The 16,918-nt window shown below is 43.3% G+C and carries 18 protein-coding genes and 1 other annotated feature; of the genes, 15 read left to right on the plus strand and 3 right to left on the minus strand.

The window, feature by feature from the left end; all coding sequences use genetic code 11:
- Positions 1 to 5 precede the first annotated feature (5 nt).
- The 8 genes from QZX60_RS02895 (at position 6) to QZX60_RS02930 (ending at position 8,506) form a co-directional block, all read left to right on the plus strand.
- Complete coding sequence (locus tag QZX60_RS02895) at positions 6 to 524, plus strand: adenine phosphoribosyltransferase (RefSeq protein WP_295361184.1); 519 nt, start codon at positions 6 to 8, stop codon at positions 522 to 524.
- Between the two features lie 44 nt (positions 525 to 568).
- Positions 569 to 2,746, plus strand: coding sequence for a bifunctional (p)ppGpp synthetase/guanosine-3',5'-bis(diphosphate) 3'-pyrophosphohydrolase (locus tag QZX60_RS02900; RefSeq protein WP_295361186.1), 2,178 nt, complete (start codon positions 569 to 571; stop codon positions 2,744 to 2,746).
- A 9-nt stretch (positions 2,747 to 2,755) separates the two neighbouring features.
- The gene (gene dtd, locus QZX60_RS02905; RefSeq protein WP_295361189.1) at positions 2,756 to 3,208 is read left to right on the plus strand and encodes a D-aminoacyl-tRNA deacylase; all 453 of its coding nucleotides are present in this window, start codon (positions 2,756 to 2,758) and stop codon (positions 3,206 to 3,208) included.
- 46 nt (positions 3,209 to 3,254) lie between these two features.
- Entirely contained in the window at positions 3,255 to 3,842 is a 588-nt protein-coding gene (locus QZX60_RS02910) for an MBL fold metallo-hydrolase (protein WP_295361192.1), read from the plus strand.
- 3 nt (positions 3,843 to 3,845) lie between these two features.
- A complete protein-coding gene (gene hemZ / locus QZX60_RS02915; protein ID WP_295361195.1) occupies positions 3,846 to 5,312 on the plus strand; it encodes a coproporphyrinogen dehydrogenase HemZ in 1,467 nt (488 codons plus the stop codon).
- 116 nt (positions 5,313 to 5,428) lie between these two features.
- Positions 5,429 to 7,216: an aspartate--tRNA ligase gene (gene aspS, locus QZX60_RS02920; RefSeq protein ID WP_295361197.1), complete on the plus strand. Its 1,788-nt coding sequence runs from the start codon at positions 5,429 to 5,431 to the stop codon at positions 7,214 to 7,216.
- Between the two features lie 67 nt (positions 7,217 to 7,283).
- Positions 7,284 to 7,757, plus strand: coding sequence for a SoxR reducing system RseC family protein (locus QZX60_RS02925; RefSeq protein WP_295361199.1), 474 nt, complete (start codon positions 7,284 to 7,286; stop codon positions 7,755 to 7,757).
- A 2-nt stretch (positions 7,758 to 7,759) separates the two neighbouring features.
- Positions 7,760 to 8,506 (plus strand): HAD family hydrolase, encoded by a 747-nt coding sequence (locus tag QZX60_RS02930; protein WP_295361201.1) that lies wholly within the window; start codon positions 7,760 to 7,762, stop codon positions 8,504 to 8,506.
- On the opposite strand, the gene QZX60_RS02935 is transcribed toward QZX60_RS02930, so the two are convergent.
- Positions 8,476 to 9,156 (minus strand): Crp/Fnr family transcriptional regulator, encoded by a 681-nt coding sequence (locus QZX60_RS02935; protein ID WP_295361203.1) that lies wholly within the window; start codon positions 9,154 to 9,156, stop codon positions 8,476 to 8,478. The genes QZX60_RS02930 and QZX60_RS02935 overlap by 31 nt on opposite strands.
- Before the next feature lie 83 nt (positions 9,157 to 9,239).
- Here QZX60_RS02935 and QZX60_RS02940 point away from each other — a divergent pair, with 83 nt between their 5' ends.
- From QZX60_RS02940 to tyrS, 4 genes are all read left to right on the plus strand, one after another.
- A complete protein-coding gene (locus QZX60_RS02940) occupies positions 9,240 to 9,425 on the plus strand; it encodes a ferredoxin (protein WP_295361206.1) in 186 nt (61 codons plus the stop codon).
- 74 nt (positions 9,426 to 9,499) lie between these two features.
- Positions 9,500 to 10,060, plus strand: a complete 561-nt coding sequence (locus tag QZX60_RS02945) for a chromate transporter (RefSeq protein WP_295361209.1) — start codon at positions 9,500 to 9,502, stop codon at positions 10,058 to 10,060.
- Positions 10,060 to 10,635: a chromate transporter gene (locus tag QZX60_RS02950; RefSeq protein WP_295361212.1), complete on the plus strand. Its 576-nt coding sequence runs from the start codon at positions 10,060 to 10,062 to the stop codon at positions 10,633 to 10,635. Before QZX60_RS02945 ends, QZX60_RS02950 begins: the two co-directional genes overlap by 1 nt.
- Before the next feature lie 47 nt (positions 10,636 to 10,682).
- Positions 10,683 to 10,919: a binding site (T-box leader), on the plus strand.
- 45 nt (positions 10,920 to 10,964) lie between these two features.
- The gene (gene tyrS / locus QZX60_RS02955) at positions 10,965 to 12,188 is read left to right on the plus strand and encodes a tyrosine--tRNA ligase (protein WP_295361215.1); all 1,224 of its coding nucleotides are present in this window, start codon (positions 10,965 to 10,967) and stop codon (positions 12,186 to 12,188) included.
- A gap of 55 nt (positions 12,189 to 12,243) precedes the next feature.
- Here tyrS and QZX60_RS02960 read toward each other — a convergent pair whose 3' ends face one another.
- Complete coding sequence (locus QZX60_RS02960) at positions 12,244 to 13,491, minus strand: aminopeptidase (protein WP_295361218.1); 1,248 nt, start codon at positions 13,489 to 13,491, stop codon at positions 12,244 to 12,246.
- A 24-nt stretch (positions 13,492 to 13,515) separates the two neighbouring features.
- Positions 13,516 to 14,733 carry a nucleotidyltransferase gene (locus QZX60_RS02965; RefSeq protein ID WP_295361220.1) on the minus strand — a complete coding sequence of 406 codons (1,218 nt, stop codon included), beginning with the start codon at positions 14,731 to 14,733 and terminating at the stop codon, positions 13,516 to 13,518.
- Between the two features lie 132 nt (positions 14,734 to 14,865).
- On the opposite strand from QZX60_RS02965, the gene QZX60_RS02970 reads away from it, so the two are divergent.
- The 3 genes from QZX60_RS02970 to rpmF all read left to right on the plus strand — a co-directional run bounded on the left by QZX60_RS02970 (position 14,866) and on the right by rpmF (position 16,876).
- The gene (locus tag QZX60_RS02970) at positions 14,866 to 16,065 is read left to right on the plus strand and encodes an acetate/propionate family kinase (RefSeq protein WP_295361223.1); all 1,200 of its coding nucleotides are present in this window, start codon (positions 14,866 to 14,868) and stop codon (positions 16,063 to 16,065) included.
- A gap of 87 nt (positions 16,066 to 16,152) precedes the next feature.
- Entirely contained in the window at positions 16,153 to 16,641 is a 489-nt protein-coding gene (locus QZX60_RS02975) for a DUF177 domain-containing protein (RefSeq protein WP_295361225.1), read from the plus strand.
- 58 nt (positions 16,642 to 16,699) lie between these two features.
- A complete protein-coding gene (gene rpmF / locus QZX60_RS02980) occupies positions 16,700 to 16,876 on the plus strand; it encodes a 50S ribosomal protein L32 (protein ID WP_154576656.1) in 177 nt (58 codons plus the stop codon).
- The last annotated feature ends 42 nt before the right edge of the window (positions 16,877 to 16,918 follow it).

Below are 16,918 nucleotides of genomic sequence, written 5' to 3' on the forward strand. Positions count from 1 at the left end.
TTACAATGGATTTAAAAAGTAAAATTGCAATTTATCCTGATTTTCCAAAACCAGGCATTAGTTTTAAGGACATTAACAGCTTAATTAAAGACGGGGAAGCCTTTCACGAAGTAACCGATCAGTTTTATGAAATCGCAAAGGCTTTGGATGTGAATGTCGTCTGCATTCCGGAAGCGCGAGGCTATATTTTCGGCTCAGCTTTGGCGTACAAATTAGGCGTTGGTTTGGTGCCGATCCGCAAACCGGGGAAACTGCCAGGCGAAGTTATGGCAAAGTCTTACAAACTGGAATACGGTGAAAACACTGTTGAAATTCAGAAAGATGCCATTAAGACAGGCGACCGTGTCTTAATTATCGACGACCTGCTTGCCACGGGCGGTACCATGAAAGCAGCAATCGATTTGGTTGAACTGCTTGGTGGGGAAGTCTGCGGCGCGCTGTTCATGATTGAATTGACAGATCTTAAGGGCAGAGAAGCGTTAAAAGACTACTACGTCCAGTCATTGATTCAATTCCCTATTTAATAGAACTTTATAGAACGTCAGAGCTACGGTAAGAGGAGGTGCGCATGGCAACAGAAGCAGTCAAAAAAAAGATAGACAATATCATTAAAATCGTTGAAAAGAATGACCCCGATGCCGATCCGGATATGATTATGCGCGCTTTTAACCTAGCGGATCAGGCACATGCGGGGCAAAAGCGGAAATCAGGTGAAGACTATATCATTCATCCTGTTGCAGTGGCTTATATTTTGGCCAAATACAGGATGGATACGGAAACCATTTGTGCCGCCCTGCTTCATGACGTGATCGAAGACACAGATACAACGCATGAAGAAATTGCCACGATGTTTAATCCTAAAATAGCGGACCTGGTTGAGGGCGTGACGAAAATTGGGAAAATCGATTACCAGTCGAAAGAAGAAAGCCAAGCGGAATATATCCGAAAAATGGTCATGGCCATGTCAAAGGATATCCGCGTCATTTTGATCAAGCTGGTCGACCGTCTGCACAATATGCGGACATTAGAGTACATGACCAAAGAAAAGCAGAAGGAAAAAGCGCGGGAGACCCTTGATATTTACGCGCCGATTGCCAATCGACTGGGGATTCAAGCCATTAAAGCTGAGCTTGAAGATTTATCCTTAAAATATCTTGACCCTGAAGGCTATTACAATTTGGTTAAAAGTGTAAAAGCCAAAAAACAGGCTCGAGAAGAATACGTCAATCAAGTCATCGATATTTTGAAGAAAAAATTAGCAGAGGTCGATATTCCATGTAAAGTGTACGGCCGCTCCAAACATTTTTATTCAATTTATCGTAAAATGAAGGCGCAGCACCGAAAATTCGACGAAATTTACGATTTGGTCGCGGTTCGTGTCATTGTGAATACTGTAAAGGAATGCTATGGGGTTTTGGGACTGGTCCACACAGAATGGAAGCCAATTCCAGGCAGATTTAAAGACTATATCGCCATGCCAAAGCCCAATATGTATCAATCCATCCACACGACTGTGATTGGGCCGAACGGCGATCCTGTAGAAATTCAGATTCGAACCAAGGAAATGCACCGCGTCGCCGAATACGGGATTGCAGCCCACTGGAAATACAAGGAAGGCAAGGGCAGCAGCAAAAATTCCAAGGACGCGCATTACGAGAAAAAAATTGCCTGGCTCAGACAGATTATGGAATGGCAGCAGGAGCTCGACAACGCCGGCGACTTATTGGAAACAATTAAGGTCGATCTGCTGAACGAAGAAGTTTACGTCTTTTCACCAAGAGGCGATGTGTTTGAGCTGCCTGTCGGGTCATGTCCCCTTGATTTTGCCTATCGCGTTCACAGCGATATCGGGAATAATTGTGTCGGCGCAAAGGTCAACGGCAAAATTGTGCCGCTGAACTACGAACTCAGCAATGGCGACATTGTTGAAGTTATGACTTCAAAGCACAGCAACGGCCCAAGCCGTGACTGGTTAAACTTTGTCAAAAGCGCCCATGCGAGAAATAAGATCAAGCAGTATTTCAAGCGTGAGACAAAAGAAGAAAACATTGAAAAGGGCAAATTAGCGCTTGAAAATGAATTAAAGCGGCAAGGGCTGCAGGATTCTAAGCTTGGCAATACGACCGAATTGGAAACTTTGTGCAAGCAGCTGAATTATAAAACCGTAGATGATCTTTACGCTGCGATTGGCTACAATGGCATTAAAATGGGAACCATTTTTACAAAAATGAAATTGCTCTTCCCAGAGGTTTTCAAAGAACAAGAACCCGAAATTGCCATTAAAAAACCGACAAAAAAGGAAAAAAATAATTCCAATATTTTGGTTGCGGGGCTAAACGATATTGACGTGCATTTAGCGAAATGCTGCAGCCCAGTTCCGGGAGATCAGATTATCGGACATATTACCCAATCCCACGGTATTACGGTTCACCGTACAGATTGTCCCAATGTGCTGCACATTGACGCCGAAAAGACGGTTGATGTCGAATGGAATCGATTTGGTGTATCAGGTAATTTTAGTGCAGAAATCAGCATTCAGGCCGATGAAGATCCCCATACGCTTATTGAAATCAATAAAGTATTTATTGAAATGGATATTCCTTTAACGGCGCTGACCGCACGAAATGACAGAGGAAAATTCGATTATTTTGAAGCTGTTTTTGAAGTCAAATCGAGAAGAGAATTGAATTTAGTGATTAAAAACATTAAAAAATTTCCTTCTGTATTGGTGGTTAAACGTATATAGGGTCAAGTGATGAGAGCAGTTATTCAAAGGGTATCTAATGCCTCCGTTCAGGTTGACGGTCAAGTGATTGGCAAAATTGGTCGGGGCATCTGCCTTTTAATCGGTTTTGAACAATCGGACCAGGAAGCCGACATGGATTATATCATCAATAAGACGCTGAACCTGCGTATTTTTGAAGATGAAAATGATAAGATGAATTTGTCTTTATTAGATGTTCATGGCGAGCTTTTGGTCGTGTCACAGTTTACGCTCTACGGAGATTGTAGAAAGGGACGGAGACCGAGCTTTTCAAAAAGCGGTGACGTTCAGACGGCGCGGCAGAATTATTTGAGATTCAAAGAAAAGATTAAAAACGCTGCTGCTGACCGCGTTGCCTTTGGTCAATTTCAGGCAGATATGCAGGTTCAAATTCATAACGATGGGCCGGTTACGCTTTTGCTTGATAGTAGGAAATTATTCTAAGTAAACAATTATGATAAAGATAAACAGATATATGGTTGGTCCGCTGATGGCCAATTGCTACCTGGTTTGGTCTGATTCGGATCATCAGGGTGTGATTATCGACCCAGGCGGATGGACGAAGCAAATCGAAAAAGACATTGAGGACAATCAGGTCCAGGTCAAGAAAATTCTGCTGACACACGGACATTACGATCATATGGCAGGACTTCCGCAGGCCAGCGCCTATACGCATGCCGACGTCTGTATTCACAGAGACGATGCGGATTGTTTGTCCTCACCGGGTAAAAACATTTCCCTGTTGATGGGGCAGTCCGCCGTTTTTCCAGCGGCAGATGAGCTGCTTAAGGATGGCGACAAAATTGAAATTTCTCCGGAACTTTCGTTTTCGGTGATTCATACGCCGGGACACACTCCGGGTGGGGCCTGTTTTTTGACGAACCAGGAAATGTTCACAGGGGATACGTTGTTTTTTGGCTCTGTCGGGCGAACGGATTTTCAAGGCGGCTCTTATCCGGATATCATCAAATCCGTCAAACGTTTGCTGACATATCCTGACGATATCGTTGTTTATCCGGGTCATGGCGAAAAAACGTCAATCAAATTTGAAAAGATGAATAACCCTTACGCACAATAGCTTATGAAAATAGAAGAAATTGATCAAGTTGTATTGATAATGCCGGACGTTCCGTCTTGGAAAAACGGTGCACGCGAACTGACAAAATCCTTTTTTCCCAATGCGAAGGTTGTTTTTGAAGGGGCAGGAGATCTTGTCATCCAGACAATGATTCAGTCTGATCAAATCGTGTTTGCAGCACAATTCGATCAACAAGAATTGAAGCGAGAAACTTATCGTATTTCAGAAAAACCCGTTGATTCTAATGAATTCAAGGGGTTTTTTTATCGTTTTATGTCGGATATCGCTTCGCACACCCTGCCTTGGGGAAGCTTGACCGGTATTAAACCCGTAAAAATTGCACACGAGCTGCTGCTTCAAAATCGTCACGACGAGGCACTGGCGCTGAAGGATTTTAAGGATCAGTATTTTGTTTCAACGGAAAAGGCTGAGCTTGCCCTCGACATCGCAAAAAATGAAATGCCGATTGTTTATCCAAACGATTCAAAAAAGATTTCGCTTTATATTGGCGTTCCCATTTGTCCGGCAAAATGCGCATATTGTTCTTTTGTCTCCACGGTTGCAGACAAAAAGGGTAAATTATGCGCGGATTATTTGCGAGCGCTTTTGATCGAAATAAGGGCATTTGCAGAACTCATCCGCGATCAGCGGCTTTCAATCGACACACTGTATATTGGCGGAGGCACGCCGTCGATCTTTTCAGCTGAGCAGCTTGACGCGTTATTAAAGGCAGTCTCCAGCGAATTTGATTTGTCGAATATTCGGGAATTTACGTTCGAAGCTGGGCGCCCGGAAACGACAACGCTCGAGAAACTCAAGCTCCTGAAGCAATATCATGTCAATCGACTCTGCCTCAATCCTCAGAGCATGAACGACGCTACACTGCGCGCAGTGGGAAGACTGCACACGGCTGAAGATATCCGAAATGTCTATCAAATGGTAAGAGAAATCGGATTTGACTGTGTCAATATGGATTTAATCGTTGGACTCAACGAAGAACCGCCTGAGATGGTCCTGTCTTCTTTGCAACAGGTCATTCAACTGCATCCCGAAAATTTAACTGTCCACAGCCTTGCGATTAAAAAAGGATCGAGATTGAGAGAAGAAGAAGGGTGTCAGTACGAGCAGATTTACTCGAAGGATTTTTACGACGAAATTTCAAACCGCCTGAAAAGCTCGGGATATCGCCCGTATTACCTTTACCGCCAAAAATACGCACAGGGTAACGGAGAGAATATCGGATACTGCTTAAATGGCAGCGAAGGGATTTACAATATTTTAATGATGGCGGAGCGGCAGACGATCATCGGCATTGGCGCTGGCGCCACGGGAAAAGTGTATCATCCTGAACAAAACCGGCTTAATAAAGTCTACACTGTTAAAGATATCCGAACGTACAACGCGCGGGCAGAAGAAATTATTGCAAAAAAGATAAAAGCCTATCGACAATATTTAGAAATGGATGATTGACACATCACGTTAATCCTTTGTGTGCTTGACGGAATAATTAATAATGCATATAATAAAAAAACATGAAATTATGCCTCTTTGAGGGCTTTGAATAGAATTAGGAGGAAGATTGTCAAATGATGGAAACGCATTTTAGATCTGCCGTTTGCGGCGAGGTCAATGAAAGTAAAGTGGGCCAGACCGTTAAATTAGCGGGATGGGCCGACAGCCGCCGAGACTTGGGTGGTGTTATTTTTGTTGATCTTCGCGACCGCTCGGGGAAGGTTCAAGTTGTTTTCAATGAAAAAATAGTTGGATCTGAATTCCCAATTGCCGAAAAGATCAGAGATGAATACGTATTGAATGTTGAAGGGGTTGTTCAGGAAAGAACACCTGAAACGGTCAATCCTAAGATGGAAACCGGGAAGGTTGAAGTAATGGTACATCACATTACCATCTTGGATACGTCAGCGACACCTCCAATTTATGTAAAAGACAACGATAAATCAGGCGAAAACGTCAGACTGAAATATCGCTACCTGGATCTGCGCAAACCAAAAAATCAGAAAATTTTGATGACTCGGGCGAAGGTCGCTTCTATTGTCAGAAATTATTTGAATGAACATGGCTTCTGCGAAATCGAAACGCCTATTTTAGGAAAGACAACGCCAGAAGGAGCTCGCGATTTCTTGGTTCCTTCTAGAGTTCAAAAGGGCAAATTCTTTGGTCTGCCGCAGAGCCCACAGCTCTTTAAACAAATTTTAATGATCTCTGGCATGGATCGTTATTATCAATTGGCAAAATGCTTCAGAGATGAAGATTTACGCCAGGACCGCCAGCCGGAATTTACCCAGATCGATATGGAAATGTCATTCGTCACGAAGGACGACATCCTGCCGATTATGGAAGAAATGATCGCAAAGATCTTTAAAGAAATCCGCGGTATTGAATTGGAACGTCCGTTCCTGCGGATGACATGGCGGGAAGCGATGGATCGCTTCGGTTCAGACAAGCCGGATATGCGTTTCGGTCTGGAATTACACGATCTTTCTGATATTCTTAAAGATTCATCCTTTAATGTTTTTTCAGATGCGATCAAACGAGGCGGTTCTGTCCGAGCAATCATCGCGAAGGACGCACAGGGGAAACTGTCTAAAAAAGCCCTTAAAAATTTGGAAAAACACGCTAAGATCTACAAAGCCAAGGGCTTAGCTTGGATTGACGTCAAAGACGATGAATCCCAGATGAAAACACCAATTCTGAAATTCATCTCTGAAGAAGAAAAACAAGCGATTTACGACCGCTTAGGCGCAGAAGAAGGCGATTATATTTTCATGATCGCGGATACAGACCAAATTGCGTGCACCGCGATGGGGCAGCTGCGCTTGGAATTGGCACGCCGTCTTAAGATCGACGTATCCAATCAGTTTAAATTCTTGTGGGTCATCGACTTCCCGCTGCTTGAATACGATGAAGAACAGGGCCGTTATGTGGCGGTTCACCATCCATTTACGGCACCGCTTGATGAAGATATTCCACTCTTGGAAACGGCACCAGAAAAAGTACGTTCAGATGCGTACGACATGGTTGTCAATGGGGTAGAACTTGGCGGCGGCTCTATCCGTATCCACAATGGCGATATTCAGGAAAAGATGTTTAAGGCGCTTAATCTCTCAGAAGAAACGGTTCAAACACAGTTTGGCTTCTTAATGGAAGCACTCAAATACGGGACACCGCCACACGGTGGTTTAGCCTTCGGTTTTGACCGCTTGATTATGATGCTGATGAATATCGATAACATCCGCGATGTCATTGCGTTCCCGAAAACACAGAACCATAGCGATTTAATGACAGAAGCGCCAGCTGATGCAGGTTTGGATCAATTGATCGATTTGGGCATCAGTGTTGATGAAGATATTGTTTAATTGAATGTACAACTCCCAAATTTTTTGGGAGTTATATTTCTAATAGCGTAAAACAGAGGCATTTAAGATGATCGAATACGGAACAGTTAAAAGAATAAAGAAAAACAATACGGCAAGGGTCATCATTACGCGTCATGAAATGTGTGGCGACTGTAAAGCGTGTGAATTGGGCACGTCAAATAAAACAATGACTGTCGACGCAAAAAACGAGGTCAATGCCAAGGTTGGCGACAAGGTTGCACTTGAAATGGAATTTGCCAACTTGATGAAGGCAAGCGGTGTGGCCTACGGTTTTCCACTGATCGGCTTTTTACTCGGGATATTTATCGGGTACTCCATTGCACCGATGCTGCATTTAAATGAAGTTTACACTGGCTTTTTCGGAGGCCTCATTCTCATGTTTGCGGCATACGGGATTATTCATCTGATGGATCGCCGGGGAAGGTTTGGAAAAGACAAATACGAACCTGTGATTACAAATGTCATTGATCCTGATAATAATCTGCTGCTGAACAAATATGCAAAATCCGAAGAAAAATAAAGATGAGTAATAAAGTTAAAAAATTCTTTTTCGACATTGACGACACGTTGTACAATCAGTACGAGCCTTTTAGAAGAGCCTTTGAATATTCCTTTGGGGATCGCTTCAAAGCGTTGAATGTAGAGCGCATTTTTATCGACAGCCGTGCCCGGAGTGACGAGGTTTTTGATATGGTCTCCAGAGGCGAAATCGATAAAGAAGAAATGTACGCGTATCGAATCGGAAAAGCCTTTGAAGATAATGGCGCTTACCTTTCAAAATCGGATTGTTTGGCCTTTCAGGATAATTACGAGACCTTTCAAGGGAAAATCTGCCTTTCAGAACAGATACAAAATTTGTTGACCTATCTGTCAAAGCAGGGTGTGTTCTTGGGCATCATCTCCAACGGGCCAGAACGGCATCAGTGGTTTAAAATCAAAACTTTAGGCCTTGAAAAATGGTTCCCTAAAGAAAATATTTTTATATCTGGAAAGATAGGGCTCACAAAACCGCATCGGGAAATATTTCAATATGTAGAGAAGCGTACCCACAGTCAATCTGACGAATGTTTGTACGTTGGCGATGCTTATCCGATCGACGTGGTGGGGGCAAAAAGAGCAAACTGGAAATCAGTATGGTTCAATAGACGCCACCACATTCAGCCAGACGATAGCGAGTACACGCCTGATTTTGTCGTCGAATCGGAATTAGAATTAAGCGAATTGTTACTCGCCATTTATCACATCACTTTATCGTTTAACGAAAAATGATTCTTATTCATTGTGATTAAACCATCTTTTTGCATTTTTGAGAGTTCATGGGAAAGCGCGGAGCGATCGACGTTCAAATAATCGGCCAACTGCTGCCGGTTAAAGGGAATGTCAAAGCTTGCGCTTTCTTTTTCTTTTGAAAGAAAAGACAAGTACGAAATGACACGTCCGCGAATGGTTTTGCTGGATGTATGAAAAATTCTATGGGACAAATGCAAATTCTTTTGGCTGCAGGCGAGAAGTAAATTTTGTATTAATGTATTTTTTGCTGACGAAATGGCTGATTGTTCTGCGGGGACAGATTGAAATAATTTTTGTGTAGAGATAAATAAGATCTCGCTGGTTTTCTGAGCGATCACGTCGACGGACAACGGCTTATTAGCCAGAACATAGCTTTCAGCGAAAATGGCGCCATTTGATAAATGGGCAATGATCGAGGTGTTTCCCCAAAAGTCGACGTTTTCGATACGCACTTCGCCGTTTAAGACGATGCCAAATTCGTTAAGTTGATCTCCGACATGATAAATGTACTTTTTGCGTTGAATCGTCTTCACATGGCAGCCCAAAAAACTGAGAAGTGCTTCCAGTTCGGCGGGATTGATATGGTTAAATAGTTTGATTTGCTCTAAAGCATATGCTTTTATTTCCATGGACAGCCTCCAGATTTTTCTTTTTTTATTTCGCTTAATGTATTATACTAAAACTATATCCAAGATGAAAGAAGGGGATAAAAATGAAATATAAAGTCAATGAAGGTTGTATCGGATGCGGCGCTTGTGAAGCGACCTGTCCGGAAATATTTTTTATTAATGATGACGGTGTCGCCGAAGCCAGAGATATCGAAGTTACACCTGAGTTAGCGGAAAGTGCTGAAGAAGCGATGGATGGCTGCCCGGTAGGCGTCATTGAACAAATTTAAGTCAAAAAGAGGAAAGAACGTCTAATCACTTTACGATTGGGCGTTTTTTTATCGGGTGCAAAGGGGGAAATATAGTGAAAAAACGCGTTTCAATCTTAGAATTATACATCACCTTTTTTAAAATAGGTGCGATGATGTTTGGAGGCGGCTACGCGATGCTGCCGATTCTTCAAAGGGAAGTCGTCGAGGATAAGAAATGGGTTACAGATCGGGAAATTGCGGATTATTACGCGATTGGACAGTGCACGCCAGGGATCATCGCAGTGAACACAGCCACATTTATTGGCTATAAGAAACGCGGCATCATTGGCGGAATTTTTGCGACATTGGGCGTCATTTCACCGTCACTTTTGATTATTATGACGCTGGCAAAAATTATCAGTCGTTTTGAAAACGCTGAAGTGGTTGTCAATGCTTTTAAAGGGATCAGAATTGCGGTTGTTGTGCTCATTCTCAATGCGGTTATCAAAATAGGGAAAAGCTCAATAGTCGACAAAGCGACAGCTGGCATTTTCTTAGTCGTTTTGGTATTGGCTCTTGCCACAAATGTGTCGCCAGTTGTGTTTGTTCTCATTGCGGCCGCCGCCGGCATATTGATTCAATCTTTGCGCTTCCGAAAAGGGGGTAAAAGATAATGGTGTACATACGACTCTTTTGGGAATTTTTTAAAACCGGTCTTTTTGCAATTGGAGGAGGGATGGCCACCTTTCCTTTTCTCAGCAATATTGGTCAAACCACACATTGGTATACCCAGTCTCAGCTGGCGGATATGGTCGCAGTCTCTGAGTCGACGCCAGGCCCGCTTGGCATCAATATGGCGACGTATGTGGGCTTTACCGTTAGTGGCGTGTGGGGAGCTATTGTATCGACCTTGAGTGAGGTACTGCCTTCAGTGATCATTATCACGCTGATTGCGAAGGTACTTCAGACCTTTAAGGATAATCAATACGTTCAGGACGGTTTTTATGGGCTGCGTCCCGCCTCAACGGCGTTAATCGCAGCGGCCTGCTGTTCGGTTGGAGAAATTGCATTATTTAATACCCATACGCATTTGTCGATTCAAAATTTCTTGTCTTTCATTAATTGGAAAGCGGTTGCTTTTGCCGTCGTTATTTTTGTTTTGTCAAATTGGGTTCCGAAGGTGAAGAACTGGCATCCGATTATATTTATCGCAATTGCCGCGGCAGTCGGCATCGTCGTTAAATTTTAGACTTGAACTCTTGATACGGATTAGATATAATACTAAACAATTCATTTGAATAAGCGATGATAAAAAGAGTAGTTTATTTGTTTCTTTCCAGAGAGTGTTTGGACGCTGAGAAAACACAAGAGCAGATAAATGAAGTACATTTTGGAGCTTTCAGTTTGAAAAATCGCCTTGCGGTGATTGATTAGGATTGGACGGGTCTGCCCGATACAGCTTGTATTATATTAATACACCGAGGAGTCTTAGCGGCTTAAATTGAGGTGGTACCACGGTTATTCGTCCTCTATCTGAATTTTCAGATAGAGGATTTTTTATGATATGGAGGTAAATGAATGGAAATTTATGACGAATTAGTTGCGCGGGGTCTGATCGCTCAGGTAACTGACGAACCGCAGATCCGGGATTTAATTAATAAAGGCGGCGCAAAATTCTATATTGGCTTCGATCCAACAGCAGATTCTCTTCATGTCGGTCATTTTATGGCATTGTGCTTGATGAAAAGACTGCAGCAGGCTGGCAACCGTCCAGTGGCGTTGGTCGGCGGCGGCACAGGGTATATTGGCGACCCTTCAGGCCGAACGGATTTGAGAAAAATGATGACGCCGGAAGAAATTCAGCACAACTGTGACTGCTTTAAAAAACAGATGTCGCGGTTCATCGAATTTGGAGAAGATAAAGCCCAATTAGTCAATAATGCGGACTGGCTTTTAAATTTAAATTATGTCGATGTGCTTCGGGAAGTTGGCGTTCATTTTTCGGTGAACAATATGTTGAGAGCAGAATGCTATAAACAACGTATGGCAAAGGGACTCTCTTTCTTGGAATTCAATTACATGATCATGCAGGCCTACGATTTTTATCACCTGCATCAGGCATACGGGGTTAATATGCAGTTCGGCGGCAACGACCAGTGGAGCAATATGCTCGCTGGAACAGAATTGATTCGCAAGAAGACTGGTGACGATGCGTACGCGATGACCATTACGCTGTTATTGAACTCTGAAGGTAAGAAAATGGGCAAGACAGGGAAAGGCGCGGTCTGGCTCGATCCCAACAAGACCAGTCCTTTCGAATTTTACCAGTACTGGCGGAATATCGACGACGCGGACGTGATGAAGTGCCTGCGGATGTTGACGTTTATTCCCCTTGACGAAATCGACGAAATGGGAAAATGGGATGATTCTCGTATCAATGAAAAGAAAGAAATCTTGGCAAACGAATTGACAACTTTGGTCCATGGTGAAGAAGAAGCGAACAAGGCTCAGAAGGTTTCCAGAAACCTGTTCACTGGGGCAGGAAGTGATTCGGACATGCCGAAGGTTGAAATTTCTAACGATCAATTAGAAGATGATCAGATCGGTGTTGTGGATCTGCTGACGGTTTCTGAAATTGCCAAGAGCAAATCAGAAGCGAGAAGATTGATCAATCAAAACGGTATTTCGATTGATGGCAGCAAGATAACCGATCAAAATATGCAGATTACCAAAGCGATGCTTGAAAAGGGATTTGTCCTTAAAAAAGGGAAAAAAGTATTTAAAAAATTTGTTTTGGCGTAAAATCAAAACGGGCTGTCTGGAAAGGGACAGCCCGTTTTTGGGTTATGATTAAAATTTAAATGGCCCAGTTGCCATTGATGAAAATAGGGATTTTGGAGCCGTCAGCTTTAACGCCGGTAATATTTAAATCTGAAGCGCCGACCATAAAATCCACGTGGGTGTCGGAAACGTTCAATCCAGCATTTTTTAACGCTTCTTCGTCCATATTCTGACCGCCTTTAACACAGGTAGGATAAGCGGCGCCGAGCGCAAAGTGACAGCTGGCATTTTCGTCGAACAGGGTATTGTAGAAAAGAATGCCGAGATTTTGAATTGGGGAATCGTAGGGCACAAAAGAAATTTCGCCGAGCTGATTACTGCCTGGGCAGGATTCAAGCAGTGATTTCAGCGCGTCGTATCCCTGCTCTGCTGAAAAATCTGTCACAACGCCGTTTTTAAATGTAAACTGAAAATGGTCGATCAGCTGCCCATTGTAAACCAAAGGGTGTGTGCTGACGAGCGTTCCGTTTACGCGATCTTTATCAGGTGCGCAGAAGATTTCTTCAGTTGGAATATTAGGGAAAAAGGACACGCCGTCCTGGGCGATTTCTGAACCGCCGGCCCAAACGTGATTTTTGGGCATGCCGACGTGAAGATCAGTGCCGGATGACGGGGAAGTGTAGATGAATTCTGTGAACTGGTGCTGATTTAATAGGTTGACACGTTTTTCAAAGCTTTGATTATGGGCCTGCCAAGCGCCGACAGGATCAGCTAAATCTGTTCTTGTGGTGTAGAAAATGGCATCCCATAACTTGGAAACAGCAAGATCTTCAGGAAGTTCTGGGAAAATTTTGTGCGCCCATCCGGCCGTTGGAACAGAAATGACGCACCATCGGATGCGGTCGTTCATCACGGCCTCCTGATACCTTTTTCCAGCAGTCTGAGCAGCCCGTGTAGCAGCCAATACCTTGCTGGTATCCACACCCTTCATCACATCAGGGTCTTCCGCATAAATGGAGATCACCGCCGTATTTTGATCGACGTAGTCGTTTAATCGGTCCTGCTGCCACTTTGGGATGGTTGTTAAGGCTTCCAGATCGGCGTGATCGTATCGCAGTCTTGAAAAATATTCGTCATTGTAGCGGATCGAGACATCCTTCGCGCCGAGTTCAAAGGCATTTTTGGCAACAAGGCGTGCAAAATCAGCACTTTCCACTGGCGCATTGACAACGAGCGTCTGACCGGGCTGAATATTGACGCCTAAAGAGCAGGCAAGATGAGCGAAATTATTTTTTTTCTGTTTAAAAGTGAGTGTTGAATTCATAATAAGCCTCATTTCTCTGAATATCTAAAAGACAAGGACTGGCGGATGACGATAGTCCTGAAACAACAGCGCGTCGCCATGGAGATAATTCCACATATTTTGGGCGCGCATATCAAGTTCTAATATTTCCTTTGCTGGTTGATTTAATTGTGTTTGATTGCTTTTTACATTTATTAATATAGGACAGTCAATTTTTTTCTTATTTTCAGCTAAGAATGCACGCCCTCGATTGTTCATTCCAAGAACACGAATATATGGCGGTGCGCATGTCCAGAATTGATCGATTGACTGTTTTGAAATATTGAGAGCCAAATTGAAAAGAATGCGCCGGACACGGCTTTTAGGAATGCGTTTAGACGAAACGCGATCGATGATCTGCTGATAAGAAAATCCTTGTGGATCGCGGGCGGTGTTTTGAAAGGCGAATTCCAAGCCTTCTGTCACCTCCGGCAGGCCGCGAAGCTGGGGCAGGGAAGCTGTTAACAATTTAGCCGCCGCAAAGTTCTCAAAATGTGTTTCCAGAGAACAAAAGTGGGTGTCCTTTAATATTTGTGATGGGTAGGGCAGGTAGTCTGAAGCGAGGGCAATATCGTCTGTTCTCATTAATTGCCGAATGGCAGACGATGAAAATGAATTGGAAGCGATTTGGTCATGAAGCGCACCTCGTCTTTTTACTGTGATCGGGTGGAGATGGACGTGACTGCGGGTGATCGCCTTTAAGTATTCGATGCCGAGAATATTATTAGGCTTAGTCATGACGTCGGCAGCGCTTCGCCCCAGAAGTGAACAAACGGCTTCTTCTCTAGATTTTGCAAAACTGGCCCCGCGTTTAAGGCGCTTTTTCAGTTCTGATTGAAAAACAGGCGGTTCTTCAGATAAGAGATGCGCAATCTTCTTTAACGATTCGATGTCGCTCGATTCCGAACCAAAAGAAAGGTATGTACAATGCAATGCGTCTAAAATGGCAACGGCACCTTCTGCAAATTTTTCGGCACCTGCTGTTGCCCAGGGGACGGGCAGCTCGCAGACGAGATCGGCGCCGCCAGAAAGCGCAATCCTGCAGCGCTGCCATTTATCTAAAACAGCAGGTGTGCCGCGCTGTACAAAAGGTCCGCTCATGACAACAATGGTTGCGTCCGGGTGGACTTTCTCTTGAGAGGCGCGAATATGGAAGCGATGCCCATTGTGAAAGGGATTGTATTCGGCGATAATTCCTAAAGCTTTCAAAACGAATGCCTCCATTTGTTTTTTTTCTTGGATTTTTTTGATATTTTCATATTATATTACAAAATAATTTAGGACGAAAGAACAAAAAAATGATATAGTATTATAAGTTTGGATAGTATATTTTTATTCTAAGGAGAAAGTGAAAAGATGAAAGTACTTGTGATCAACGCTGGCAGTTCTTCTTTAAAATACCAGTTATTAGACATGGCAACTGAAACCGTTTTGGCAAAAGGGCTTGCAGAAAGAATCGGCATTGAAGGTTCTGTTGTCAAACACGAACCCGCTGGCAAAGACAAGGTTCAGTTTAAACGTCCATTAGATACACATAAAGATGCGCTCGACATTATTTTTAAGGCTTTGGTTGATGAAAACCACGGCGTGATCAAATCATTGGACGAAATTGACGCCGTTGGGCATCGAACCGTTCACGGCGGGGAAGCATTCGCATCTTCCGTGATTATTACGGATGAAGTGATCGAAAAAATGGAAGAAAATTCTGTTTTAGCGCCACTGCACAATCCGGCCAATTTGATCGGCATTCGTGCTTGCCAAGAAATGCTCCCAAATGTGCCGATGGTTGCAGTATTTGACACAGCTTTCCACCAGACGATGCCGCCGAAGGCCTTTATTTATCCGCTGCCGTATGAACTTTACGAAAAATATGGCATTAGAAAATACGGCTTCCATGGAACTTCCCATCGTTTTGTCACTTTACAGGCAGCTAAATTAATGGGTAAGCCGCTTTCAGAACTTAAGTTAATTTCATGCCATTTAGGCAACGGCGCAAGTATCGCCGCAGTTTGCCATGGCAAATCGATCGACACCTCAATGGGGTTGACGCCATTGGCTGGTCTGGCTATGGGAACAAGATGTGGGGATATCGACCCTGAAATTCTTATTTTCCTCCGTCAGAGAGGCTACACGACAGAAGAAGTTGACCATATGATGAATAAGGAATCTGGTGTCCTTGGGATTTCTGGTGTGAGCTCAGACTTTAGAGATATTGAACGGGCTGCAGGAGAAGGCAATAAACGCGCACAATTGGCATTAGATGTCTTCCAGTACAGAGTTAAAACAACCATTGGCTCGTACGCAGCAGCTATGAATGGTGTAGACGGCATTATCTTTACAGCAGGTCTCGGCGAAAACTCAGATACAGCGCGTGCTGCAATTTGTGACGGCCTGCAGTTTTTAGGCGTTGAACTTGACCCTGAAAAGAATAAAATCCGCGGAGAAGAAACCATTATTTCAACTGACAATTCGAAGACAAAGGTCATGATCATTCCGACCAACGAAGAATTAATGATTGCTAGAGATACAGTCGAACTAGTTGAAGCGGCTAAATAAGGACAACCGAAATATTAATTCAAGAATTTTTCTTGACAGAATGGGCAATTCTCATTTATAATGAGTCTTGCCCATTTGGAGTTTATAATGAAAATAGAAATTTCAGAATTACACGGTGGTGTGCAGTATCCACTGGATTTTCAAGTCTATTCGGAAGATTTGGTCGATGAAAATCAAGAATTGAATGGCCAAATTTCTGATGAAGGTCTGCATGTTACGGGGCATCTCAGCCTATTAAATCGTCATGAAGTGATGGCTGATTTGCAGATAACGGGGACGATGATTTTTGAATGCGCTAGATGTTTACAGCCGACACCATACCAGTGTAATTATACATACCGTGAATCGAGCGAAATCAATCCTTCAGCAAAGGATTTTGACGTCATTCCCTGCGTGGAAGAATGTCTTTATATCAACGAGCCTTTTAGAGTTTTATGTAAACCAGACTGCAAAGGACTTTGCCCGGGATGCGGCGTGAATTTAAACTTTGAAGAATGTCGATGCAATGACAGCGATCATTCTGATGACGACAATGGGATTGACCCTAGAATGGAAGCATTAAAAAAACTTTTATAAATGGGGCTAATGTAGTATAATTACTTAATCATAGTTATAGACGTTGGGAGGTGTAACAATGGCAGTACCAAAGCACAGATCATCTAAAGCAAGACGCGACAAAAGAAGAACACATTACAAGCTGACAGTTCCAGGCATGAGTGTTTGCCCGAAATGTGGTGAAATTAAATTACCGCATCGTGTTTGCAGAAATTGTGGAACATATAAAGACACAGAAGTGTTAGCTGAAGACTAAAACAGAGCTTTGCCTCTGTTTTTCTAATTTTTAAGGGAAACA

This window comes from uncultured Pseudoramibacter sp. (assembly GCF_903789625.1).
GTDB classification, from domain to species: Bacteria; Bacillota; Clostridia; order Eubacteriales; family Eubacteriaceae; genus Pseudoramibacter; species Pseudoramibacter fermentans.